Origin of the sequence: Kitasatospora sp. NPDC090091 (assembly GCF_044747365.1) — a bacterium.
Lineage (GTDB): Bacteria > Actinomycetota > Actinomycetes > Streptomycetales > Streptomycetaceae > Kitasatospora.
Map to the genome: position 1 here is coordinate 330,184 of NZ_JBIVDY010000007.1, position 22,817 is coordinate 353,000.

The 22,817-nt window shown below is 75.0% G+C and carries 22 protein-coding genes; 10 read left to right on the forward strand and 12 right to left on the reverse strand.

Features of this window, described 5'->3' with window-relative positions:
• The first annotated feature begins 9 nt into the window (after positions 1-9).
• Together ACIPSC_RS15155 and ACIPSC_RS15160 are read left to right on the forward strand one after the other, a co-directional pair.
• Complete coding sequence (locus tag ACIPSC_RS15155; RefSeq protein WP_400825987.1) at positions 10-831, forward strand: ABC transporter permease; 822 nt, start codon at positions 10-12, stop codon at positions 829-831.
• A 58-nt stretch (positions 832-889) separates the two neighbouring features.
• Positions 890-1,957, forward strand: coding sequence for an ABC transporter ATP-binding protein (locus ACIPSC_RS15160; RefSeq protein ID WP_400825988.1), 1,068 nt, complete (start codon positions 890-892; stop codon positions 1,955-1,957).
• 88 nt (positions 1,958-2,045) lie between these two features.
• On the opposite strand, the gene ACIPSC_RS15165 is transcribed toward ACIPSC_RS15160, so the two are convergent.
• Together ACIPSC_RS15165 and ACIPSC_RS15170 are read right to left on the reverse strand one after the other, a co-directional pair.
• Complete coding sequence (locus tag ACIPSC_RS15165; protein ID WP_400825989.1) at positions 2,046-2,729, reverse strand: response regulator; 684 nt, start codon at positions 2,727-2,729, stop codon at positions 2,046-2,048.
• Complete coding sequence (locus tag ACIPSC_RS15170; protein WP_400825991.1) at positions 2,726-3,970, reverse strand: sensor histidine kinase; 1,245 nt, start codon at positions 3,968-3,970, stop codon at positions 2,726-2,728. Before ACIPSC_RS15170 ends, ACIPSC_RS15165 begins: the two co-directional genes overlap by 4 nt.
• 166 nt (positions 3,971-4,136) lie before the next feature.
• Between ACIPSC_RS15170 and ACIPSC_RS15175 the strand changes: the two genes are divergently transcribed.
• From ACIPSC_RS15175 to ACIPSC_RS15185, 3 genes are read left to right on the forward strand one after another with little or no spacing between them, the layout of a single operon-like run.
• Positions 4,137-5,045, forward strand: a complete 909-nt coding sequence (locus tag ACIPSC_RS15175) for an ABC transporter ATP-binding protein (RefSeq protein ID WP_400825992.1) — start codon at positions 4,137-4,139, stop codon at positions 5,043-5,045.
• Complete coding sequence (locus tag ACIPSC_RS15180) at positions 5,042-5,851, forward strand: ABC transporter permease (protein WP_400825993.1); 810 nt, start codon at positions 5,042-5,044, stop codon at positions 5,849-5,851. Before ACIPSC_RS15175 ends, ACIPSC_RS15180 begins: the two co-directional genes overlap by 4 nt.
• Before the next feature lie 45 nt (positions 5,852-5,896).
• A complete protein-coding gene (locus ACIPSC_RS15185; RefSeq protein ID WP_400825994.1) occupies positions 5,897-6,637 on the forward strand; it encodes a hypothetical protein in 741 nt (246 codons plus the stop codon).
• Positions 6,638-6,728: 91 nt separating this feature from the next.
• Here ACIPSC_RS15185 and ACIPSC_RS15190 read toward each other — a convergent pair whose 3' ends face one another.
• From ACIPSC_RS15190 to ACIPSC_RS15200, 3 genes are all read right to left on the reverse strand, one after another.
• Positions 6,729-7,442 carry an aminoacyl-tRNA hydrolase gene (locus tag ACIPSC_RS15190; RefSeq protein ID WP_400825995.1) on the reverse strand — a complete coding sequence of 238 codons (714 nt, stop codon included), beginning with the start codon at positions 7,440-7,442 and terminating at the stop codon, positions 6,729-6,731.
• Positions 7,443-7,545: 103 nt separating this feature from the next.
• Positions 7,546-8,637 (reverse strand): inosamine-phosphate amidinotransferase 1, encoded by a 1,092-nt coding sequence (locus tag ACIPSC_RS15195; protein ID WP_400825996.1) that lies wholly within the window; start codon positions 8,635-8,637, stop codon positions 7,546-7,548.
• Between the two features lie 380 nt (positions 8,638-9,017).
• Complete coding sequence (locus tag ACIPSC_RS15200) at positions 9,018-10,958, reverse strand: ATP-binding protein (RefSeq protein ID WP_400825998.1); 1,941 nt, start codon at positions 10,956-10,958, stop codon at positions 9,018-9,020.
• 202 nt (positions 10,959-11,160) lie between these two features.
• Here ACIPSC_RS15200 and ACIPSC_RS15205 point away from each other — a divergent pair, with 202 nt between their 5' ends.
• From ACIPSC_RS15205 to ACIPSC_RS15215, 3 genes are read left to right on the forward strand one after another with little or no spacing between them, the layout of a single operon-like run.
• Complete coding sequence (locus ACIPSC_RS15205) at positions 11,161-12,027, forward strand: HpcH/HpaI aldolase/citrate lyase family protein (RefSeq protein WP_400825999.1); 867 nt, start codon at positions 11,161-11,163, stop codon at positions 12,025-12,027.
• Positions 12,028-12,029: 2 nt separating this feature from the next.
• On the forward strand, positions 12,030-13,283 hold the full coding sequence (locus tag ACIPSC_RS15210) for an aminotransferase class I/II-fold pyridoxal phosphate-dependent enzyme (RefSeq protein WP_400826000.1): 1,254 nt from the start codon (positions 12,030-12,032) through the stop codon (positions 13,281-13,283).
• Positions 13,284-13,303: 20 nt separating this feature from the next.
• Positions 13,304-13,912, forward strand: coding sequence for a MaoC family dehydratase (locus ACIPSC_RS15215; RefSeq protein WP_400826001.1), 609 nt, complete (start codon positions 13,304-13,306; stop codon positions 13,910-13,912).
• An 83-nt stretch (positions 13,913-13,995) separates the two neighbouring features.
• Here the strand turns inward: ACIPSC_RS15215 and ACIPSC_RS15220 are convergent, their stop codons facing one another.
• The 4 genes from ACIPSC_RS15220 to ACIPSC_RS15235 form a co-directional block, all read right to left on the reverse strand.
• Complete coding sequence (locus ACIPSC_RS15220) at positions 13,996-15,036, reverse strand: zinc-binding alcohol dehydrogenase family protein (RefSeq protein WP_400826003.1); 1,041 nt, start codon at positions 15,034-15,036, stop codon at positions 13,996-13,998.
• Complete coding sequence (locus tag ACIPSC_RS15225; RefSeq protein ID WP_400826004.1) at positions 15,033-16,358, reverse strand: peptide ligase PGM1-related protein; 1,326 nt, start codon at positions 16,356-16,358, stop codon at positions 15,033-15,035. The genes ACIPSC_RS15220 and ACIPSC_RS15225 overlap by 4 nt, the downstream gene beginning before the upstream one ends.
• Before the next feature lie 209 nt (positions 16,359-16,567).
• Complete coding sequence (locus tag ACIPSC_RS15230; protein ID WP_400826005.1) at positions 16,568-17,116, reverse strand: hypothetical protein; 549 nt, start codon at positions 17,114-17,116, stop codon at positions 16,568-16,570.
• A 123-nt stretch (positions 17,117-17,239) separates the two neighbouring features.
• Complete coding sequence (locus ACIPSC_RS15235) at positions 17,240-18,169, reverse strand: hypothetical protein (RefSeq protein WP_400826006.1); 930 nt, start codon at positions 18,167-18,169, stop codon at positions 17,240-17,242.
• Positions 18,170-18,307: 138 nt separating this feature from the next.
• On the opposite strand from ACIPSC_RS15235, the gene ACIPSC_RS15240 reads away from it, so the two are divergent.
• Positions 18,308-18,679: a YbjQ family protein gene (locus tag ACIPSC_RS15240; RefSeq protein ID WP_313766327.1), complete on the forward strand. Its 372-nt coding sequence runs from the start codon at positions 18,308-18,310 to the stop codon at positions 18,677-18,679.
• Between the two features lie 133 nt (positions 18,680-18,812).
• Positions 18,813-20,090 carry an NAD(P)-binding domain-containing protein gene (locus ACIPSC_RS15245; RefSeq protein WP_400826007.1) on the forward strand — a complete coding sequence of 426 codons (1,278 nt, stop codon included), beginning with the start codon at positions 18,813-18,815 and terminating at the stop codon, positions 20,088-20,090.
• 36 nt (positions 20,091-20,126) lie between these two features.
• Here ACIPSC_RS15245 and paaE read toward each other — a convergent pair whose 3' ends face one another.
• Genes paaE through paaC form a run of 3 tightly spaced genes read right to left on the reverse strand, consistent with a single transcriptional unit; the run spans position 20,127 to position 22,804 of the window.
• Positions 20,127-21,323: a 1,2-phenylacetyl-CoA epoxidase subunit PaaE gene (gene paaE, locus ACIPSC_RS15250; RefSeq protein ID WP_400826009.1), complete on the reverse strand. Its 1,197-nt coding sequence runs from the start codon at positions 21,321-21,323 to the stop codon at positions 20,127-20,129.
• Positions 21,324-21,929, reverse strand: coding sequence for a 1,2-phenylacetyl-CoA epoxidase subunit PaaD (gene paaD / locus ACIPSC_RS15255; RefSeq protein WP_400826010.1), 606 nt, complete (start codon positions 21,927-21,929; stop codon positions 21,324-21,326).
• Entirely contained in the window at positions 21,923-22,804 is an 882-nt protein-coding gene (paaC, locus tag ACIPSC_RS15260; protein ID WP_400826011.1) for a 1,2-phenylacetyl-CoA epoxidase subunit PaaC, read from the reverse strand. The genes paaD and paaC overlap by 7 nt, the downstream gene beginning before the upstream one ends.
• Positions 22,805-22,817: the final 13 nt, after the last annotated feature.

Here is a 22,817-nt window from a genome sequence, read left to right on the forward strand (position 1 = left end):
GATGCCGGGGTGGCAGTCCCGGGTACGGGCCTGCCACCCCGGCGGCGGCGCGCAAACCGCGTTCCGGTCGCGCTGCTGCTCCCGGCGCTGCTCGGGCTGGCGTTCCTGACCCTGCCGCTGGTCGGGCTGCTGATCCGGGCCCCCTGGAGCAGCCTGTCCGACCAGCTCACCAGCACCGAGGTCTGGGACGCGCTGCGCCTCTCGCTCGTCTCCGCCACGGCGGCGACGGGGGTGTCGCTGGTGCTCGGGGTGCCGCTGGCCTGGCTGCTGGCGCGGACCGAGCTGCCCGGGCGCCGGCTCGTCCGGGCGCTGGTGACCCTGCCCCTCGTGCTGCCGCCGGTGGTGGGCGGTGTGGCTCTGCTGCTGGTGCTCGGGAGGCGCGGCATCGTCGGCTCGTGGCTGGACTCCGCCTTCGGCATCACCCTGCCGTTCACCACCACCGGTGTGATCGTCGCCGAGTCGTTCGTGGCGATGCCGTTCCTGGTGATCAGCGTCGAGGGCGCGCTGCGGGCCGCCGACCCGCGGTACGAGGAGGCGGCCGCCACCCTGGGGGCCTCGCGGCTGACCGCCTTCCGTCGGGTCACCCTGCCGCTGATCGCGCCCGGCATCGGCGCGGGCGCCGTCCTGGCCTGGGCGCGGGCGCTGGGCGAGTTCGGGGCGACGATCACCTTCGCGGGCAACTTCCCGGGCAGGACGCAGACGATGCCGCTGGCCGTCTACCTCGCCATGGAGCGCGACCCGGAGGCGGCGATCGCACTCTCGCTGGTGCTGCTGGTGGTCTCCGTCGCCGTCCTGGCCGGGCTGCGCGAACGCTGGCTGTCGACCTCGTGAGCGCTCCCCCCGCCCCCGCGACGACCCCAAGCCCTGCGACGCCCTGGAAGCCCACACCGTGACTGCCGCCGCCCCCGCCCTCGACGCCCGGCTGCAGGTGGACCGCACCGCCTTCAGCCTCGACCTCGCACTGACCGCCGCCCCCGGCGAGGTGGTCGCCCTGCTCGGACCGAACGGCGCCGGCAAGTCCACCGCCCTGCGCGCGCTCGCCGGCCTGCTCCCGCTCAGCGGCGGCCACCTGCACCTGGACGGCCGCGTCCTGGAGGAACCGGCCCAGCGGCTGCACACCCCCGCCGAGGAGCGCCCGGTCGGCGTGGTGTTCCAGGACTACCTGCTCTTCCCGCACCTCAGCGCGCTCGACAACGTCGCCTTCGGCCCGCGCTGCCAGGGTCGGCCCAAGCGCGAGGCGCGCGCCGAGGCGGCCGACTGGCTGGAGCGGATGGGCCTGACCGAGCACGCCACCGTCCGGCCGGGCCGCCTCTCCGGGGGCCAGGCGCAGCGGGTGGCGCTCGCCCGCGCGCTGGCCGTCCGGCCCCGGCTGCTGCTGCTCGACGAGCCGCTGGCCGCCCTGGACGCCCGCACCCGCCTCGACGTCCGCTCGCAGCTGCGCCGCCACCTCGCCGAGTTCGAGGCGATGGCGGTGCTGGTGACGCACGACCCGCTGGACGCGATGGTGCTGGCCGACCGGCTGGTGGTGATCGAGGACGGGCGCGAGGTGCAGTCCGGCAGCCCGGCCGAGATCGCCCGCCGGCCGCGCACCGACTACATCGCACGCCTGGTCGGCCTCAACCTCTACCAGGGCACGGCGGACGGCCACCGGGTCACGCTGGCGGACGGTACCGAGCTGGCCACCACCGAGGAGCTGTCCGGCCCCGCCTTCGTGGCCTTCCCCCCGTCGGCGGTGACGCTGTACCGGGAGAAGCCGCAGTCCAGCGCGCGCAACGTCTGGGAGCTGGAGGTGGCGGGCCTGGACCTGCACGGCGACCAGGTGCGCGCCGACCTGGCCGGCGCCGTGCCGATGGCCGCCGATCTGACCCCCGCCGCCGCGGCCGAGCTGGACCTCGCCCCGGGCGCCACCGTCTGGGCCTCGGTCAAGGCCGCCCAGACGCACGCATACCCGGCCTAACCCCGCCGCCCCGGCGCGGGGCGGCGGGGGCCGGGGCCGGGGCCGGGGCCGGCGGACGCCCGAACGCCCGAACGCCCCCGATCGGGCCCTACTCCGAGGGCTCCACGAAGCCCGCCTCGTACGCGGCGATCACCGCCTGGGTGCGGTCCCGGGCACCGAGCTTCGCCAGGACGCTGCTGACGTGCGTCTTCACCGTCTGCACCCCGAGGAACAGCTGCTCGGCGATCTCCCCGTTGGCCAGTCCGCGGGCCATCAGGCGCAGCACCTCCGCCTCGCGCCCGGTCAGGGCGGCGCGCTCCAGGGTCTCGCGCGCGGCGCGGTTGCCCTGGCCCACGGCGAGGCGCCGGATCGCGGCCGGGAAGAGCAGCGACTCGCCCGCAGCGACCAGCCGGACGGCCTGGGCGATCTCGGAGGGGCGCGAGCGCTTCAGCAGGAACCCGTCGGCGCCGGCCCGCAGCGCCTGGTAGACGTAGTCGTCGTTCTCGAAGGTGGTGACGACCAGGATCTTCGGGGCCTGCTCCGACCGTCCGTCGCCCGCGGCCGCGCCGCTGCCCGGCCCGACCAGCGCCCGGGTGGCGGCCAAGCCGTCCGTCCCCGGCATCCGGACGTCCATCAGCACCACGTGCGGGCGCAGTTCGCGGGCCAGTGCAACCGCCTCGGCCCCGTCGGCGGCCTCGCCGACCACCTTCAGGTCGCCCTGGGCCTCCAGGACGGCCCGCAGGCCGGCCCGGACCAGTTCCTCGTCGTCGGCCAGCAGTATGTTGATCATCACGCGCCCAAGCGTAGGGGGACGCGCACGGCCAGCACCCACTCGCCCGACTCCGCGTCCGACCCGGCCGAGGCCTCGCCGCCGAGCAGGACGGCCCGTTCCCGGATGCCGCGAAGTCCCTTCCCGCCCCGGCGCGGGGTGGACCGGCCGGGCGCCGCCGGGCCCACGGCATTGGCGCAGCGCAGCTCGAACGCGCCCTCGCGCACGGCCATCCGGACGCTGATCGGCTGCCCGGGCGCGTACTTGAGGGCGTTGGTGACCCCCTCCTGGACGATCCGGTAGCCCTCGCGGGAGAGCACGCCCGGCAGCTTCCCGGACGGCACGTCGATCCACGCCTCGACCTGGCTGCCGGCCGAGCGGGCGGTCTCGAAGAGCGCGGGGAGCTGCTCGATGCCGGGGCGCTCGCGGGCGTCCCCGCCCTCGGCGGCGGGGCCTCCGCCGCCGGGGCGGTCGCCGGTGTCGCGGAGCAGGACGAGGGTGCGCTCCAGGTCGTCCATCGCCCGGCGCCCGGTCTCCTCGATGACTTCGAGCGCCCTGGCGACGAACGCCGGATCGCCGACCTCACGCGCTGCACCGGCCTGAATGACCGTCACCGTCAGCGCGTGGCCGATGGAGTCGTGCAGCTCGCGCGCCAACAGGTTGCGCTCCAGCAGCCGTTCGGCCCGCAGTTCGGCGGCGGCCAGCCGCTCGGCCTGCGACGGACCCAACAGCCTGATGGCCATGGCCAGTTGGAGTCTCCCGGCCCATACGATCAGCCAGCCGAGGCCGAACAGCAGGACCGGCGCCAGCAGTTGGTACCACGACAGGCCCGTGCGGGCCGGGAACCGGACACCGTAGAGGTCGGGCTCCGGCCGGACGACCAGGTCGACGGCGGCCATCGCCACCAGGATGCAGGCCACCCCGACGGCCGAGCCCAGGGCCGTCCGCCCGACCAGCCACACCGCGGTCCGCCGCCGGTCGGCCCAGCTGCGGGCCGGCTCGGCGGCGATGTCCTGCTCCCGGTCGGGCATCAGCAGCAGCCGGGCCTGCACGCCCTCGGCCCGGCGCATCGCGGGCACCAGGGCCGCCAGGACGAGCAGGGCGACGTCCACCGGAACCGCCCGCGCCAGGATCCCGCCGAGGGTCGGGCCGGCCGTCCCCGGATAGACCATCAGGACCACGCCGACGAAGATCCAGCCGATGAGCAGGTGCATCAGCCGCGCGTAGGCGGCGGCGCTCAGCAGGGGCGCGAACATACGGGGCATTCGGCCATCCTGCCAGGTCAGCGGCGCGGGCGGCCTCCCTCTCGGGAGGGAGGGCCGTCCACTCCCCGGCGGGATCCGCAGAGGTGGTCCGCTCCGGTCGAATGGTGACCACCCCGGGGACGCCACCGCAGACGGCGCCGGAGGCAGAGCGAACAGGAGAACGACCGTGATCCAGGTCCAGGGCCTCAGCAAGGAGTACGACGGCACGCGGGTGGTCGCCGACCTCGACTTCGAGGTCCGGCCCGGAGTGGTGACGGGCTTCCTCGGCCCGAACGGCGCCGGCAAGAGCACCACGATGCGGATGGTCCTCGGGCTGGAGCGGCCGACGGCCGGCCGCGCCCTGGTCGACGGCCGCCCGTACGCCGAACTGCCCGACCCGCTGCGCCGGGTCGGCGCCCTGCTCGACCCGCAGGCCGTGCACGGCGGTCGCACGGCACGCGGCCACCTGCGCTGGCTCGCTGCGAGCAACGCCCTGCCGAGGCGCCGGGTGGACGAGGTGCTCGCCCAGGTCGGCCTCACCGACGCGGCCGACCGCAGGATCCGCGGCTTCTCCCTCGGCATGCGCCAACGCCTGGGCGTGGCCGCCGCGTTGCTCGGCGACCCGCCGGTGCTGATGCTCGACGAGCCGGTGAACGGGCTCGACCCGGAGGGCATCCGCTGGATCCGCACGCTGCTGCGCGGCCTGGCCGCCGAGGGGCGCTCGGTGCTGGTCTCCTCGCACCTGATGACGGAGATGGCCCTCACCGCCGACCACCTGGTGGTGATCGGGCGGGGCCGGCTGCTGGCGGACGCCGCCACCGCGGAGTTCATCGACCGGCACGGCCGCACCCGGATCCGGGTGCGTGCGGTCAACCCGGAGAAGCTGTCCGCCCTGATGCGCGACTCCGGCCTGGACGCGGAGCCGGTGGACGGCGGCGCGTGGGAGGTCAGCGGCGCCGAACCCGAGCAGCTCGCCGCCCTGGCGGCGGCCAACGGCGTGGTGCTGTACGAGATCGCCGTCCAACAGGACTCCCTGGAGGAGGCGTTCATGCGGATGACCGCCGACAGCGTCGAGTACCGGGCGGTGGCGGCATGAGCGCCCCGATCGTGCCGGCGGTCACGGCCACCACGACCGGTCGCTCCGTCCTCGGCGCGGCCACGGCGCCGGGTCTGCTCGACGTCCTGCGCGCCGAGCGGATCAAGCTCACCACCCTCCGCTCGCTCTGGATCACCCCGGTGCTCGCGGCGCTGTTCACCGCCGGGGTCGGCACCGCCGTCGCAGCGGCGGTCGGCGGGGCGGACGCCAGCCTCACCGACGACCCCGGCGTCGGCATCCACTACGGCCTCAACTTCGGCCAGGCCGCCCTCGCCTGCTTCGGGATCCTGCTGCTCGGGCAGGAGTTCAACACCCGCATGATCGGCATCTCGCTGGCCGCCGTCCCCCGGCGCGGGCGCCTCTACGGCGCGAAGCTGGCGGTCGGCGCGCTCGTCGCCCTGGTGGTCGGCGCGGTCGGGACGGCCGGCTCCTTCGCCGGGTACGCCGCCTTCACACCCGGCGCCTGGGACGGCCCGGCCTTCGTCCGCAGCGCCACCGCCGGAGTGCTCTACCCGGTGCTGCTGACGGTGCTCTGCCTCGGGCTGACCGCCGTGATGCGCAACCTCACCGCGGCCATGGGCCTGTTGGTGCCGACCGTCTTCCTGCTCTCGCCGCTGCTCTCCGCCGTGCCGGGCGTGCGGCACGTGGTGCAGTTCCTCCCGGACCGCGCCGGCCAGTACGCGCTGCGCTACGCCGACGACCCGGCGGTCGGCTACGGGCACTGGACCGGGCTGCTGATCATGGCCCTCTGGACCGCCGCCGCGGCCTGCGGCGGGCTCCGCTCGATCCGCCGCCACGCCGCCTGAGGTTCCCCGCCGCCCGTCACCCGAACCAGTCAGAAGAGGAAGCCGATGACCTCCGCCCTTGCGGTGCTCCGCTCCGAGCGGGTCAAGTTCACCACGCTCCGGTCCCAGTGGATCACCCCGCTCGTCGCCGTCGCACTCACCGTCGGCATCACCGTCCTCGTCAACATCGCGTACGGGACCGTCGACCACACCCCCGGCGAGGACCCGGCCGGCGGGATCTACTACGGCCTGCTCTTCGGCCACGTCGCCGTCGCCTGCATCGGGGTCCTGCTGCTCGGGCAGGAGTTCAACACCCGCATGATCGGCGTCTCGCTCACCGCCGTCCCCCGGCGCGGGCGCCTCTACGGCGCGAAGCTGGCGGTCGGCGCCGGTCTGGGGCTGCTGGTGGGGCTGGTCTCCACCGCGGGCTCGTTCCTCGCGGTCGCCACCACCGTCGGCCTCGACCTGTCCACCCCGGGCCTCGGGCGCAGCTTCCTCGCCGGTGTGCTCTACCACCCGCTGCTGGTGATGCTCTGCCTCGGCCTGACCGCCATGATGCGCAACTTCAGTGCAGCGCTCGGCGTGCTGACACCGATGCTCTTCCTCGGCACGACCTTCCTGGCCGCGATCCCCGGGGTCAGCGAGGTGGGCCGGTTCCTCCCCGACCGGGCCGGGCTGTACGCGATGCAGACCCAGATGGACCCGGCCGTCCACTACGGCCACTGGACCGCCCTGCTGATCATGGCGCTCTGGACCGCCGCCGCTGCCTACGGCGGACTGCGCTCGATCCGCCGCTACGCCGCCTGAACGGGCGCCGGGGGACACCGAGGGACGCCGACGGACGGCAGCGAACAGCGTGCGGACGCTGCCCGCTGCCGTCCGTCTCCGGCCCGCGGCGTCACCCGCGCAGTGCCGGGTGGTCGGCGACGACCGTGCAGCTCCCGGGGGCGATCTCCGTGAAGCCCGCGTCCTGGACCAGCGGCAGCCCGCTCGCCACCAGCTCCGCCCAGGCGTCGGGCGTGGCGGTGCGGACCGCCAGGGCGAAGCCCGACTCGGCCCACTCCTTGCGCTGCGCGTCGCTCAGCCGCCACCAGGCGAGCTGGGCCGCGTGGCCGGTCTGGGCCATGGTCTTGCCGGCGCTCATCTCCAGCTCCGGGTTCAGCCAGAGCACCGGGATGCCGGCCTCGGCGCCCTCCACCGGGCCGGTCTCCTCCAGGTCGGTGCCGGAGACCTGGAGCTTCGCGAGCTCCTTCGGCCAGCCGTCGAGCGGGACCGGCGGGAACACCCGCACCTCGGCCTCCTGACCGGTCACCGTGATGCCCGGCAGCTCGCCGGCCTTGCGCCACTCGCCGCCCCGCGCCCGGCGGACCACCTTGCGGATCCGGGCATCCTCCCAGGCCGCCACCTGCTCCGCCCACTCGCCGTCCTCCTCGGTGACCCGGGGGTCGGCCAGCAGGGTGAGCACGGCGCGCGCCGAGGTCTCCAGTGCGTCGGTTCGCCCGGGCGGAGTCGCCTTCTCCAGCCGGACGAGCAGCGGGAGCACGTACTGCGGCCGCGCATCGCGGTCCTCGGGAGCAGGGGCAGGGACGGGAGCATCGAACGGAGAAGTCACCCGTCAAGCATGCCAGCCCCCGCTCCGCGACGATCACCGCAGGCGCGGCCACGGCCGGAGCCGGAGCCGCCGGGGAAGGGGCGCGGCCGGCCCGGGGACAGGATCAGGAGAGGTAGTCCTCCGGTCCGCCGTCGCGCCGGATGTCCAGTGTCACGCAGTGGAACCCGCCGCCGAGCACCCGCGAGTGCCGCAGCCGGTGCGGCAGGACGGTGATGCCGGCGTGCTCCAGCTGCTTGATCAGGCTGTGCTGCCCCGACTCCACGATCGCCGTGTCCGGGCTGATCATCAGGAGGTTCATGCTGATCCAGCTCTCGCTGAGCGCGTGCTCGGGCGAGTCCGCCGACGGCTCGGCGGGCGGGCACCAGAGGATGTCCCAGCCGCGCAGCGGCTCGGGCACCGTCTCGGGGCTGATCCGCTCCGGGTTGAGCAGCACCAGCCCCGGACGCAGCAGCGCGATGGTGCTGTCGATGTGGGTGTAGCCGTAGATGTCGCGCAGCGGGTGGAGCCTGAGGTCGCCCAGCAGGCCGAGCGTCGACTCCAGCCACTTCAGGCCGAGTTCGTTGCCGCTGCGGGAGACCTGGTAGAAGACGTCGCGGCCGAGCCGGAGCACGTTGGCGGCGTCGAAGACGGGCTCGGCCTCGCCCAGCAGCGGCAGGCCGTCGGCGTCGAACTCGAAGAGCCCGTCGTCGAGTCGGGGCCGCGGCGCGGAGAGCCAGCGGGCGCCGCCGAGCAGGTACTCCTGGAAGAGGTCGCGCAGGCCGAACACTTCGAAGTAGCGGTGGCGCATCGGGCTCGCCACCTCGATCACCGTCTCCCCGACGACCAGCGTGAGGTCGCGCGGGCAGTAGGAGTGGAAGCCGCCGTCGGCCTTCCAGGCGGGCGCGGAGAACGCGGCCGCGTGGTCGACGACTCGGGGCTGGTGGACGGTCACGCCCAGCCCGCGGAGGGTGGCGACCAGCGCGTCGAGATCCTCCTCGGTCTCCTCCACGACCTGCTGCGGGTAGGCGCCGACCTCGATCGCGGCGAGCTCCGCGGCGCCGGTCTTCGGGAAGCAGGAGAGCCAGGACGACGGGTCGGTCTGCTCGGGCAGCCGGGCGCCCACGGCGGTGCCGACCACCACCTCGCGCAGCGTGGTGAACTCGTCCCAGCTGTGGACCGGACGGGCCGGCGCAACCGGGCGCGTCGACTCGGACATGACTCCCCCTTGACACGTGGCGGAACAGCGTGGATTCGGAACGGATCGGACAGCGAACAGCGGGCAGCCGGAATCGGCCGAACATCGGTACCGGCGGGGAAGAACGAGAACATCCGGCGGAAGCGGATACCGAACGGCCCGCTCCTGCGACGGAATTACCTCGAACCTCGGAGAAACCGCCGACCCGGCCGAGGCCGGCCGCGACGGACGGGAAATCACCGGCCGGACAGGCGAATTCACGGATTGCGTGAGCCGGGATCGATCGCCAAGCTACCCGGCCGCCCGACGGCCACGCAAGGGAGTGATCGACATTCCCGGCTCCGCCCGATCGGCCCGGTGATTGACCGGCCCGTTGTTCAACGCCGCTTTCCCGACGCTGATCAAACCCGCAGGACGCGGCGGATCCGGCTCCCGCTCGCCAGGGTCAGCAGCGCCCCACCGGCCGCCGCGATCCCGGCCACGGCCAGGCTCTGCCGCCGGGCCCGGCGCCGGTCGGCCGCCGCCGCACGGACGGCGGCCGCCAGGAAGGCGCGCTCGACGCCGCCCGGCACCAGCTCGCCGGCCGCCACCTGCCGTCGCACCCCCTCCAGCCGTCCACCCCGGTAGAGCAGTTCCGGGTCACGGTCGGCCGCCGCCCAGCTGTGCGCCGCCTCGGTGAGCCGGCGGTGTTCGACGATCGTCTCCCGCCCCTCGGCCAGCCAGTCGCGGAGCCGGGGCCAGGCCTGCGGCAGCGCGTGATGGGCCAGCTCCACGGTGTCCCGGTCCAGGACCACCAGCCGGGCCCGGACCAGTCGTTCGAGCACCCCGGGAACGCCCGGATCGTCGAACTCCCGCCGTCCGACGGGCTGGTGCGCCCCGTCGCCGCCGGCTCCCGTCGGCGGCCGGCCGCCGAGCCGCAGGAAGACCGCCTTCGCCCGCTCCCGGTCCGCCGCGTCCAGTCCGTTGAACAACGCCTCGGCCGTCCGGGCCAGCGCTCCCTCGAACCCGCCGGTGGCCTGGAAGCCGGCCAGGGTGAGGGCGTTGCCGCTGCGCCTGCGCCAGGTCTCCAACAGGGCGGCCGAGAGCAGCGGCAGTGCGCCGGGCTGTCGGGCGGCGGTGGAGATCAGGACGGCGAGCAGGGCGCCCTCGACGGTGCAGCCGGCCCGGAGCGCCGGTTCGGTGATCGCCCGGCGCAGTTCGTCCGGTGCCGGCGGGCCGACGTCCAGGACGGCGCCGTGGACGACCGCGGCCAGCCCCCGGTGCTCCGCCTGGAGCGCGGCCACCTGGTCGGAGCGGAGCACCAGCACCACCCGGCACGGCCCGAGCCCGGCGGGCCCGGTGCCGGGTCCGCCGAGCCCGTCTGCACCGAAGGCGTCCGCCCCGAGTCCGCCGGCCGCGATCCCGTCGGCACCGAGTCCGCCGGCCCCGGGGCCGTCCGCCCGGCCCTCCGCGACCGCCACCAGGGTGTCCAGGAAGCGCGCGCGCTCCGCGGCGTCCCGGCAGCGCGTGCGTAACTCCTCCCCCTGGTCGACCACCAGGACCGGGCCCGCGGGGCCCGCCCCCGCCGCCCGGCCGCCGCGCGCACCTCGCGCCTCCCCGGCTCGCTGCCCGAGCCGGGCCAACGCCAGCATGTACGCCTCCATCGGGCGCTCCCCGGGGGTGAGCAGGGCCACCGGCACGGTGTCCGCCCCGCCCGGCCCCCGGCCGCTCCCCCGCCCGGGCCTCCGGCCGGCGGCTCCGCCGTGCGCGCCCGCACCGCCGGGAGCCCCACGGCCCGGCACTCCGCCGCCCGGCGCGTCCTCCCCCGGCACCCCGCCGCCCGCGCCCCGGACGCCGCCGGCGGCCGGCCCCCCGGCGAGCCGGGCGAGCAGCCCGGCCCGGACCAGCGAGGACTTTCCGACGCCGGACGGCCCGGTGACCACCACCAGGCGCCGCTCGTCGAGCAGCCCGACCAACCGGTCCAGCAGCGCCTCGCGCCCGAAGAACCGCTCCGCGTCCACCGCCTCGAAGGCCGCCGCCCCGGGGTAGGGGGCCCGCCCGGCGTCCTGGGATCGCCGCCGCGCGGCGGTGTCCGCGGCCAGCACGGCCGCCAGCAACTGCCAGCGGTGCTGCCACTCGCGGACGTCCCCGCCGCACGCCTGGACGTACGCCAGCGTCACGGCGAGGCTGGGCAGCCGCCGACCGCCCGCAGCCACCGAGAGGCTGGCCGCCGAACAGTGCGCCCGGACGGCCAGTTGGCGGTAGGGCGGGCTGCCGGCCCGTTCCCGCAACGCCCGTAGATCGCTCGCGAACCGCAGCAGCGGCCCATCCCCTTCGTCCAGCGGACTCTCCCGACGCGGCACTGCAGTCCTCTTCTCCGTCGAAGTGGCGACCTTCCGGTGTCCATCCCCCGGATTCATCATGCGCAGCACCGTTGGCGTCAAACAATGGGACGCACGAGCCGGTTGTTCCGAGTTGATGTTCAATGTCCAGTCGCTCGGCGCCGAACAATGCCGGTGGGATAGAACCGGGAGCCGCAGACTTCGCTGACTTCGGAGATTTCCCATGAAGTTCACGCGGTACTGCCGTTCCCTGCTGTCCACACCCGCGATGGCGGTGGAGCGGTACGCCAAGAGCCATCAGTCCGGGGCCGATATCGCCATGGTCGACCTGGAGGACTCGGTCCCGCCCGCACGGAAGGAGGAGGCCCGCCGGCTCGCCGAGGAGTTCTTCGACCTGCCGACCACGAAGCTCGCCCGGAGCGCCGTACGCATCAACGCCCTCTGCGGGCCGGACGGTCTGCGCGACCTGATCGCGATCAGCCGCTACCGGGTGAAGCCGGACATCGTGCTGGTGCCGATGGCGGAGTCCCCCCGCGACATCGAGATCGCGGCCGGCGCGCTCGGACCGGACTGCCCGGACACGGAGTTCCTCGCCGTCGTCGAGACGCCGCTGGGCATCGAGCACGCCCCCGCCATCGCGACGGCCGGCCACCGGCTGCGCGGACTGGTCTTCGGCTCGGCCGACTACGCGTTCGCGGTCGGCGCCCGGCTCTCCTGGGACGCCCTCGCGCACGCCCGCGGCCGGCTGGTCAACAGCGCCCGTGCCGCCGGGGTGGAGGCGATGGACGCGCCGTTCTTCGAGGTCGCCGACCTGGCCGGGCTGCGCCACGAGGCCGCGCTGGCGCGGGACTTCGGATTCAGCGGCAAGATCGCCGTGCACCCGCGCCAACTCCCCCTGATCAACGAGGCGTTCAGCCCGGACGAGCAACTGCTGGAGCGGGCCCGCCGGGTGGTCGAGGCGGGCCGGGAGAACGGCCGCTCGGTCACCGTCGTGGACGGCGTGATGGTCGGCATGCCCTTCTTCGAGGCCTCGCAGCGCCTGATCGAGCAGTTCGCCCCACCCGAACCGAACGAGACGAAGGAGAACTGACGATGACCGAGGCAACCGAGCCGGCGGAGTCCGTCCAGGGCCCGCGCCGCTACCGCAACGCGGCGGCGATGCTCGCCACCGCCGATCCGGTCTGGCAGGCCGCCGGCGCCAACGGCCTGATCGGCATCAAGGTGGACTCGGAGTCCAACAACCGGCTGATCGTCCGCGAGAGCGGCCACGAGTTCGCCAACATGGTCTCCTGCGCGTACCTCGGACTGAACAACCACCCGCAGGTCGCGGCCGGCGCGGTGGACGCGCTCACCGAGTCCCGGAGCACCTGGCTGGTCACCTCCACCACCCGGATCCGGCACAACCTGCTGGTCCGCCTGGAGGAGGAGCTGGGCGATCTGTTCGGCGCGCACATCCTCCCCGGCGCCTCCTGCACCTCGCTCACCGCCGGCATCCTGCCGCTGGTCGCCTCCGGCCACCTGAACGACCGCTGCGACGGCAGCACCGACGGTCCCCGGGTGATGGTCTTCGACCGGTTCTGCCACTTCTGCATGGCCTACGTGAAGCCGATCTGCGCGGACGAGGCGCTGGTCCTCAACTGCCCCCACAACGACCTGGACTACCTGGAGGACATCTGCCGCAAGTACCCGCGGGTCGCCTACGTGGCGGACGGGGCGTACTCGATGGGCGGCGCGGCGGCGCTCGACGGCCTGCTCGAACTCCAGGACCGCTACGGGCTGTTCCTCTACATCGACGACTCCCACTCGCTCTCCATCATGGGCGAGCGCGGCGAGGGCTTCGTCCGGTCCCGGCTGGAGATGAACCCGCGGACGGTGATCGTCGCCAGTCTCGGCAAGGGCTTCGGCACCGGCGGCGGCATCGCCATGCTCGGCAACCGGGAGCAGTTCGAGTTCCTGCACCGGCACGCCGGCCCGGTCGGCTGGTCGCAGAACGTCGCGCTCCCGCTGGTCGGCGCCTCGCTCGGCAGCGCGGCCATCCACCGCTCGCCCGAACTTGCCGAGCTGCAGGGCCGGTTGAACCGCAACATCGAGCTCTTCGACGAGCTCCTGCCGACGAGCTTCGCCGGCAACGGCCTGCCCGTGCGGCGCGTGGACGTGGGCGACGCCGAGCGCGCGGTCAAGCTCTCCGCCCAGCTCTTCGAGCGCGGCTTCTACAGCTCGGCGGTGTTCTTCCCGATCGTCCCCAAGGGCGAGGCCGGACTGCGGCTGATGATGCGCGCCGACATGGACGAGCGCCTGATCACCGAGTTCGCCGGCCACGTCAAGGAACTCACCGCCGACCTCTGACACCTGGGAGCACCCGCACCATGCCCGAACCCCTGTCCGCAGACCACCGCACCCCCGAGCTGCGCCCCGCGGCCGCCGGCGACCTCCCGGACGCGGCCGCGCCCGAACCCGAGCCGGCCGGCTACCGGCGGATCGGGCAGCGGCGCTACCGCGAGGTGGTCGGCCGCTACTACGAGGAGTTCACCGTCGGCGACGTGGTCGAGCACCGCCCGGGGCGCACCGTCACCGAGCTGGACAACGTGCTGATGAGCATGCTCAGCATGAACGACGCGCCGCTGCACATCGACGCCGCGTACAGCGAGCACACCCCGTGGGGGCGGCCGATCGTCTCCAGCCTGGTGACGCTCAGCATCGTCGGGGGCATGACCGCCCGCTCCACCAGCGGGCGGACCATCGCCAACCTCGGCTGGGAGAACATCCGGATGACCCACCCGGTGTTCACCGGCGACACCCTCTACGCGGAGACCGAGACGCTGGCCAAGCGGCTCTCCAAGAGCCGCGCCGGGCAGGGCATCGTCAGCTGCCGCACCACCGGGACCAAGTCCACCGGCGAGGTGGTGGTGGTGTTCGAGCGCAGCTTCCTGGTCCCGCTGCGCGGCCACGGCCTGGACGAGGTCGCCGGTTACTGACCGGCGGCAGGGCGCCCGCTGGGCGGAGTCCGGCGGACGGATCCGTGGATCCGCTCGCCGGACTCCGCAGCCCGCGCCTCGCGCTAGGCCCGCACGTCCACGAGCACCTTGCCCATCGTCTCGCGCGCACCCATCGCCCGGTGCGCGGCGGCCGCCCCGGCGAGCGGGACGACGCGGTCGATCCGCGCCACCAGCCGCCGCCGCTCGGCCAGCCCGAACAGGCGGGCCGCGACGTCCGCGAACAACGCCCGGTCGTCCAGCACGTGCTGGAGCCAGAAGCCGAGCACGCCGACCGACCCCTCGGCCAGCTCGGCCACCGAGAACGACTCCTCGGGACCGCCGCGGGCGCCGACCGAGAGCAGTCGGCCGAACGGCGCCAGCGCCGCCAGCCCGGAGCGCAGCACCCCGCCGCCGACCGAGTCCACGAAGAGGTCCACGCCGCCCGCCTCGCCGAGCAGTTCGGCCAGCCGCGGGTCCGCCGGGTCGAACACGGCGTCGGCCCCCAGCGAGCGGACGAACGCCCGCTTCGTCTCGGTCGAGGCCACGCCGAGGACCCGGCCCGCGCCCAACTCCCGGGCCAGCTGCACCGCGAGGTGCCCGACGCCGCCGGCCGCAGCCGTCACCGCGACCCGCTCGCCCGGCCGGATCCGCCCCAGCAGGGTCAGCGCGCCGTAGGCCGTCGCCCCCTGCTCCAGCAGCGCCAGCGCCTGCTCGTCGCTCACCCCGTCGGGCACCTCCACCGTGAACGCCGGATCGGCGCAGGCCACTTCGGCGTAGCCGCCGCCCGAGCGGAGCAGCGCTGCGACCCGCCGGCCGTCGCCGCGCCGCCGGCCGACCACGTCGGCGCCGAGCACGGCGGGCAGCGGGTAGCGTCCGTAGGACCCCTCACGGCAGTGCAGGTCCGCGTAGTTGAGACCGGCCAGGGTCACGTCGATCAGCACCCGGCCCGGCCCGGCGACGGGTTCGGGCACGGTCTCGGTGCGCAGGACCTCCGGCCCGCCATAGGACCGGATCACCGCGGCACGCATCTCCGAGGGCCCGCCGGCGGGGCCGACGGCCGCGGTGCCGCCGCCGGGGTCACCCTCCGGGGCGCCCGGGCCGACCCGTTCGCCGTCGCGTGTCACTGCGCGAACAACGCGAGCAGACGGCTCTCGGCGGCGCGGGCCGCCGCCGCGTCCTCGGCGACCACGCAGTACATCACCGAGCCGTCGGCCGGGCCGAAGTCCGCGCTGAACACCACGCCGGTGCGCGTCCGCGGGTCGAAGGCCAGCCCGGCCCGCCCGACCGCCGCGACGGCCTCCGGGAAGGACGGCACGTGCAGCCCCGCCAGCTCCAGGATCACCCGGTCGGCGCGGTGTTCGGCCCCGACCAGGCGGGCGAACAACGCGTCGTGCAGGTGGGTCGAGCCGGTCAGCCGCCCGTTGGTCTCGCTGAAGTACAACTCGCCCTTGGGGGTGAGGAAGGCGTCGGCGCTGACCGTCCCCCGGTACCCGAGCACCCGCAGCGACTCGCACAACCGCGCCGCCTGGTCGACGAGTTCGGCCCGCACACCGGCGTCCGGGGTGACCGGCGGGGTGATCTCCCCGACCACCACCGGATCCATCACCATCTCGCCGCAACCGGAGAGCACCGAGCCGCCGTCGCCGACCGAGAACTCCGCGTACAGCGGCACCGCGTCCGCGAAGTACCGCTCCACGACGACGCGTTGGTTGCGGCCACCGGTCAGCCACTGCCACCGCTCGGCCACGTACGCGGCCACGGCATCGGCGTCCGCCAGCTCCACCGCCCGCTGCGCGCCGGCCGGGGCGACCTGTTCGGCGCGGGTGAGGACCTCGTTGCCGAAGCCGCCCGCCTGGTACTCGACCTTCACCATGACGCTGTGGCCCTGCTCCAGCAGCCCGTTCACGGCCGCCTCCACCTGCTGCGGCGAGGTGGCCACCGTCCCGGGCGACACCGGCACCCCGGCCCCGGCGGCCAGCGCCCGGAACACGGCCTTGCTGTTCACCAGCGCATTGCCGCCCTGCGCGGCGAAGGCGTGCCCCGGCACGGCGTCCTCGGCCCCGATCGCGGCGGCCAGGTCGACCACGGCCGCGTTCGGCGATATCGCGAGCACCCGCCCCACCGGCCGTCCGGCCAGCACGCGGCGCAGCTCCCGGCGGAATCCCGGGTCGGCGAGGCGGTCCGGGGTGAGGATGTCCTCGCCGTCCGGGCCCGCGGGCGGCACGACCACCGTCAGGCTCTCCGCCCTGGTCCCGGTGAGCCCGGTGACGTACGCGAGGTAGGCCGGTTCCGGCTCCCACGGCAGCACCAGGACGTCACCGTCCTCGGCGAACCAGAGCATCCGCTGGGCCCCGCAGCCGGCGAACGCCCGCTCCAGCGGCGTCATCCCGGTGAGGTCCCCGACCATCTCCTCGGTGCGGTTGTTTCCGATGCACAGCGTCGTCATCTGCCGAACTCTCCCCATCGCCGGTCGGTGCTGCGCTCCAGGTGTAGCGCACCGGGGTTGTTCGAGTTCGGCTCTCGGTCATTGAACAAAAACGCTGAACAACGGCCTCCGGATGCCCGGCAGGGCGGCCTGCGGAGGCCTCGGCCCGGCACCGGGCGCGGCGTCCGCCCGGCACCGGGCGCAAAGCCCGTTCGGCACCGGGCGCGGGGTCAGTGCAGGCGCTGCCGGAGTTCGGCGACGGCGGCGCGGATGCCGGCGCTGTACGCGTCCTCGGGCAGTGCGTCCAGGCTCCGCACCGCCCGCTCCAACTCCTCGCGTGCCCGGTCGGGCTCGCCGAGCTTGAGGTGGTCGGAGGCCAGGCTGAGGTGCAGTGCGGGGTAGAAGGCGCGGACCTGCAGGGCGGACTCGTAGGTCTGCGCCCGCTCGGCGGTCAGCGAGTCGGCGGCGGCCAGCGCCCGCCGGTCCCACTCCAGTTCGGCGTGCGGGTCGTCCTGCAGGTCGGCCAGGTAGTGGGCGAGGACGCAGCGGTGGAAGACGTCACCGCTCTCGCCGAGGGCGTCCCACAGCTGCTCGAAGCTCTCCCGGGCCTCCGCCGTCCGCCCGCGCTGCGCCGCCTGCACGCCGTCGAGGCCGAGCGCCAGCCGCTCCAGCACCGGGTCGGCGGCGGCCGGGTCGGGGGCGGCGCGGTCGGCGCCGGCAGGCACGTGGGCGGCCCGGTCGGCGTCGGGCCGGCTCTCACGGTCGGACATCTCGGACATGTCCGCAGCCTAACCGCGGAGCCGGCCCGCCGCGCCGCCGGAACGGCTCGGGCACGCGCCCACCGCGGGAGCCGGAGGCCTCCCGGCCGGTCCGGCGCAGTTCGCAGTTCCCGGTCGGGCCGGTCAGCGCCGGTAGCCGCGCTGCCCGTCCCGCTCCTCCGCGTCCTCGTACCCGAGGAACCACCCCTCCGGGTGGGTCGCCGCCAGTTGCAGCTCGGTGCGCTGCTCCGAGTCCAGCTCCGGATCCCCGTCGTCCGGCCCGTAGGCCCCGAACAGCTCGTCCTGACAGCCGTCCCAGTCGTAGTCGTAGAGGTCGGCGGGCAGGTCCCCCATCATGTCGGCGACCGACTCCGGCTGCGCGCCGAGCAGCGTTCGGGCGTCCACCAGGGCCATCCGCAGCGCGATCTCCTCGGCCAGGCAGCGCGGCAGCGGCCACTCGCCGAGCGCGAGGTCGTCGGCGAGGTCGTCGAAGGCGCGGGCCATCGACCGCCGCCAGCCCCGGTGCATGCGCCAGGTGCGCTGCGGCAGACGGCCGAAGACCGTCCAGTCCCCCTCCTCGCCGTCCACGACCGGCTCGTCCTGGTGCTCCTCCAGGTCGTCGTACGCCGCGTCGGCCAGGCCGAGCAGCTGGGCGTGGAGCAGGCAGGCGGTCCGCGGGGTGAGCGTCCAGTCCCCCGCCGCGCCGCCGTCCTCCTCGTCGCCGTCCAGCGGGAAGAGCTCGGCGAAGTCGGGCGCGAAGTCCTCGGTGACGCTGATCTCCAGCGTGCCGCCGATCGCCTCGACGCCCGGGATCGCCGCCACCAGCCGGTCCGGGTGGAGCAGCGCGCCGAGCGCCGCGTTGGCGTCCTCGGCCACCTCGCGCAGCAGCTCGCGGCGTTGGCCGGCCGGGTCGATGCCCTCGAAGTCCAGCTCCTCCACGGCCGCGATCGCGGCCGCGCGCAACGCCGGCCAGTTGGTGATCCGCAGGCCCAGCACCACCGTCGCCTCGATCTCCTGCGCGCCCGAGTCCTCGGCCGCGCCCGGCCCCTGTGGATGATCGCTTCGCTCGCCCATGGGGCTACGGTACGGCTTTTCCGTCGCCCGATCACCGGTGCGGTCCGGTCCGGCTCGACAGCGCCCACTCCAGGCCATCTCCGGCCCTCCCGGCCACGCCTCTGGGCAGCGGCTGCGGACAGCCCGCAGGATGGCCCCATGGCAAACATCGACGAATTCGGCGGCGGGCAGCGCCCGGACGCCCAGGTCCTGGTGGTGACCACCAACGACATCCCCGGCTTCCGGGTCGACCACGTGATCGGTGAGGTCTTCGGGCTGACGGTCCGCAGCCGGCACGTCGGCAGCCAGATCGGTGCGTCCCTGAAGTCCCTGGTCGGCGGCGAGCTGCGGGGTCTGACGAAGACCCTGGTGGAGAGCCGCAACGAGGCGATGGAGCGGCTGGTCGAGCAGACCAGGGCGCGGGGCGGCAACGCGGTCCTCATGTTCCGTTTCGACGTCACACAGGCGGCCGACATCGGTACCGAGGTCTGCGCCTACGGCACGGCCGTGGTGATCTCCCCGGCGACCTGATCCGCCGCCCACCGGCTCGGGCCCCGGGCGGGCTCCGCGCGGGCGTGCGCGCCCGCCGCGCCCGGCGTGCGCACCGGGCCGGACGACCGGCGCGCCAGGGGAACACTCCCGCTCGGCCGGATGTTTCACCAGCGTGACTGTTTACGGTGCAACCAACGGCGGGGGAGAGCGGAGCGGCGAGCTCCCGCGGGTGGACGTCGTGGTGGTGGGTGCCGGACAGGCGGGCCTGTCCGCCGCCTACCACCTGCGCCGCCGCGGCTTCGCCCCCTATCGGGCGGGCTCCGACGGCGGTTTCGTGGTGCTCGACGCGGACGACGCGCCGGGCGGGGCCTGGGCCCACCGCTCGCCCTCGCTGCGGATGGCCACCGTGCACGGCTTCCACGACCTCCCCGACTTCGAGCTGCCCGAGCCCGACCCGGACGCCCCCGCGCGCGAGGTCGTCCCGGGGTACTTCGCGGCGTACGAGGCCCGGCACGCGCTCCCGGTGGTGCGCCCCGTCCACGTCCTCGCGGTCCGCTCCGCGTCCGACCGGCCGGACGCCCGGACGGACGCGCTGCCGGACGTGCGGTCGGACGTGCGGTCGGACAGCCGGACGGAGGGCGCGCCGGCGAGCGGGCACGAGGCCGCGCCGGGCGAGCGCCTGCTGGTCGAGACCGACCGCGGCACCTGGTCCACGCGCGCACTGATCAACGCCACCGGCACCTGGACCCGCCCCTTCCTGCCCCACTACCCCGGCCACTTCGCCGGCCGGCAGCTGCACTACGCCGCCTACCGGGGCCCGGAGGAGTTCGCCGGCCGGCGCGTCCTGGTGGTCGGGGGCGGGGCCTCGGCGATCCAGGTGCTGTCCGAGGTCGCGGCCGTCGGGGAGACGGTCTGGGTCACCCGCACCGCGCCCGTCTTCCACGACGGCCCGTTCACCCCCGAGTACGGCCGCGCGGTCGTGGCCAAGGTCGAGGAACGCGTCCGCCAGGGCCTGCCGGTGCGCAGCGTGGTGAGCGTGACCGGGCTCGGCCCGTCCGTCGCCTACCGCCGCGCCGAGGAGCTGGGCGCGCTGCACCGCCGCCCGATGTTCGACCGCCTCACCGAGCACGGGGTCGCCTGGGGCGACGAGGAGCTGGCGGTGGACGCGATCGTCTGGGCCACCGGCTTCCGCCCCGAGGTCGGCCACCTCGCGCCGCTCGGTCTCCGCTCCGCCGGTGGCGGCATCGCGCTCACCGGCACCCGCGCGACCGCCGATCCGCGCGTCCACCTGGTCGGCTACGGCCCGTCGGCCAGCACCATCGGCGCCAACCGGGCGGGCCGGGCCGCCGTGACCGACATCGTCGGCCTGCTCGGCGCCCCGACCCCGGAGGGGCCGCGGCCGGACACGTCGGCCGCCCTCGCGGCCCCGGCCGCGGTCGCCGCCCGCTGACCGGCTCGGGCTCGGCCGCCGGTCAGCGGTCAGCGGTCAGCGGTCGAAGTCGACCGTCACCCGGTCGGTGACCGGACGGGCCTGGCAGGTCAGGACGTAGCCGGCGGCCACCTCCTTCTCCTCCAGCGCGAAGTTGCGCCGCATCTCCACCTCGCCCTCGGTGACCAGGGCGCGGCAGGTGCCGCAAACGCCGCCCTTGCAGGCGAACGGCAGGTCCGGGCGGGAGCGCTGCGCGCCGTCCAGGATGGAGCGGTCGCACGGGAGGTTGAGCGTGCTGCCGCGCCCGTCGAGCACGACGGTGACCTCGCTGTGCGGTCGGTCATCCGCCGCCTCCGCGCCGGGCTCGTCGGCGCGCTCGGTGATCGGCTCGTCCTCGGCGTGGAACAGCTCCTGGTGCACCCGCTCGGCCGGGACGCCCAGGCCGGCCAGGAGCTCCTTCGCCCCGGCGACCATGCCGAACGGGCCGCAGAGCCACCAGTGGCCGACCTGCTGAACGTCCACCAGCGCCGTCAGCAGCGCCTCGACCCGCTCCGGGTCGAGGCGCCCGCTGAGCAGTTCGGCGTCCCGGGTCTCGCGGGAGAGGACGTGCACCAGCTGGAGCCGGCCGAGGTAGCGGTCCTTCAGGTCGGCCAGCTCGTCGGCGAACATCACCGTGTCGCTGCGGCGGTTGCCGTAGAGCAGGGTGACGGTGGACGTGCGGTCGGCGGCGAGCACCGAGGCCGCGATGGAGAGCATCGGGGTGATCCCGGAGCCGGCCGCCAGCAGCACGTGGTCGGCGGGCACGCCCAGCTCGGGGGTGAAGAGCCCGGTCGGGGTCAGCACCTCGACCTCCTCCCCGGCCCCGGCATCACGCACCAGCCAGCGGGAGAACAGCCCGCCGGGCACCTCCCGGACGGCGATCCGCAGCGGTCCGCCGACCGGGGCGCAGATCGAGTACGAGCGGCGCTCGTCCACCCCGTCCACCACCCGCCGCAGCGTCAGCGTCTGCCCGGGGCTGAACGCGAAGGCGTCGGCCAGCCCGTCCGGCACCGCGAAGGTCACCGCGACGGCGTCCTCGCAGAGCCGCTCCACCTCGGCGATCCGCAGGTGGTGGAAGGCCGGACGGCGGGCCGGCCGGACACCGGGGGCGGCGCCGGCGTCGGCACCGGCGTCAGCAGCGGTGTCGGCGGCGACCGGGTCGGCCGGACCGCCGGTCTCGGTGGGGCGGGCCGTGCTGGCGGGACCGGCGGCCATTCAGATCTCCTTGACGCGTTCGAAGGGCTCGCGGCAGTCGCGGCAGCGCCACAGCGCCTTGCACGCGGTGGAGCCGAATCGGGACAGTTCCTCGGTGTCGGTGCCGCCGCAGAGCGGGCAGGGCACCAGGTGGCGGGTGGGGCCGAGGGTGAGCAGGGGCGAGGCGGTGCCGGTCGCCGAGGCGCCGGCGGAGGCCGCCGGAGCCGCCCGCTCCGCCGCGGAGCGCGGCGGAGCGATGCCCGCCTCGGCGAGCTTGCGGCGGCCCTCGGCGGTGATCAGGTCGGTGGACCACGCCGGGTCGAGCCGCAGCCTGACCCGGACGTCCGCGTAGCCGGCCGCGCGCAGGCGGCGGTCCACGTCGGCCGCCATCTCGGCGACGGCCGGGCAGCCCGAGTAGGTCGGCGTCAGCCAGGCGGTCACCGCGGCCTCGGCGGGGGCTGCCGGCACCTCGGTCGTCCCCGCCGGCACCGTACCCGCGGCCGCGACCTCCACCTCGGCCAGGACGCCCAGGTCGGCGAGGGTGAGCATGGGCAGCTCGGGGTCGGGGACCTCGGCGGCCACCGCCCAGGCCCGCTCCCGCGCCGTCGCCGCCGTGCCGGTCACCACGTCGCCCCCGGATGCGCGCGGGCCAGCACCTGCAGCTCGGCCAGCAGCAGCCCGAGCGCCTCGGTGTGCACGCCGTCCCGGCCGGCCCGGCCGCCGATCGTGGCCAGCCCCGGCACCTCCGGCACCGCCAGTCCGGCCTCGGCCAGCACGGCGGCGAGCGAGCGCAGCACCGGCTCGCGCAGCGTCGCCGGGTCCACGCCGACCCGCAGTTCCACCGGGTGCGCCGTGAACAGCTCCTCCAGCAGCGGCCAGACCGCGTCCAGCCCGGCCTGCATCCGCTGCGCCGAGTACGGCGTCCCGTCGCCCAGCCGCAGCGTCCAGGCCGTGGCGTACTCGCGGTGGTACGCGAGCTCCTTGACGCCCCGGGCGGCGACCGCCGCCAGCACCGGGTCGGCGTGGCCGGCCAGCGCCTCGTACAGCGCGCCGCGCGCGGTCGCGAAGAGCAACAGGCGGGCGATCGAGTACGCGAAGTCGCCGTTGGGCGCCTCGACCAGGCGGACGTTACGGAACTCGTGCTCCTCGCGCCAGTACGCCAGGTCGTCCTCGGTGCGGCCGGAGCCGTCCGCCTGGCCGGCCCGGGTGAGCAGCTGACGGGCCTGGCCCAGCAGGTCGAGGCCGAGGTTGGCGAGCGCGACCTCCTCCTCCAGCTCGGGCGCCCGGGTGCACCACTCGATCAGCCGCTGGGCGAGGACGAGCGCGTCGTCGCCGAGCATCAGGCAGTACGCGGCGAGGTCGGCGCCGTCGAGGCCGGCCGGCACCGCCGTGTCGACCCCGAGCAGCGGGTCGGCGAAGCCCGTGCCGTAGGCCCAGCGGCCCTCGCCCTCGGGCTCGGGGGACGCCTCGGAGAGGCTGAGGTAGACGTGGTCGTCGGTCATGGTTCTGCTGCTC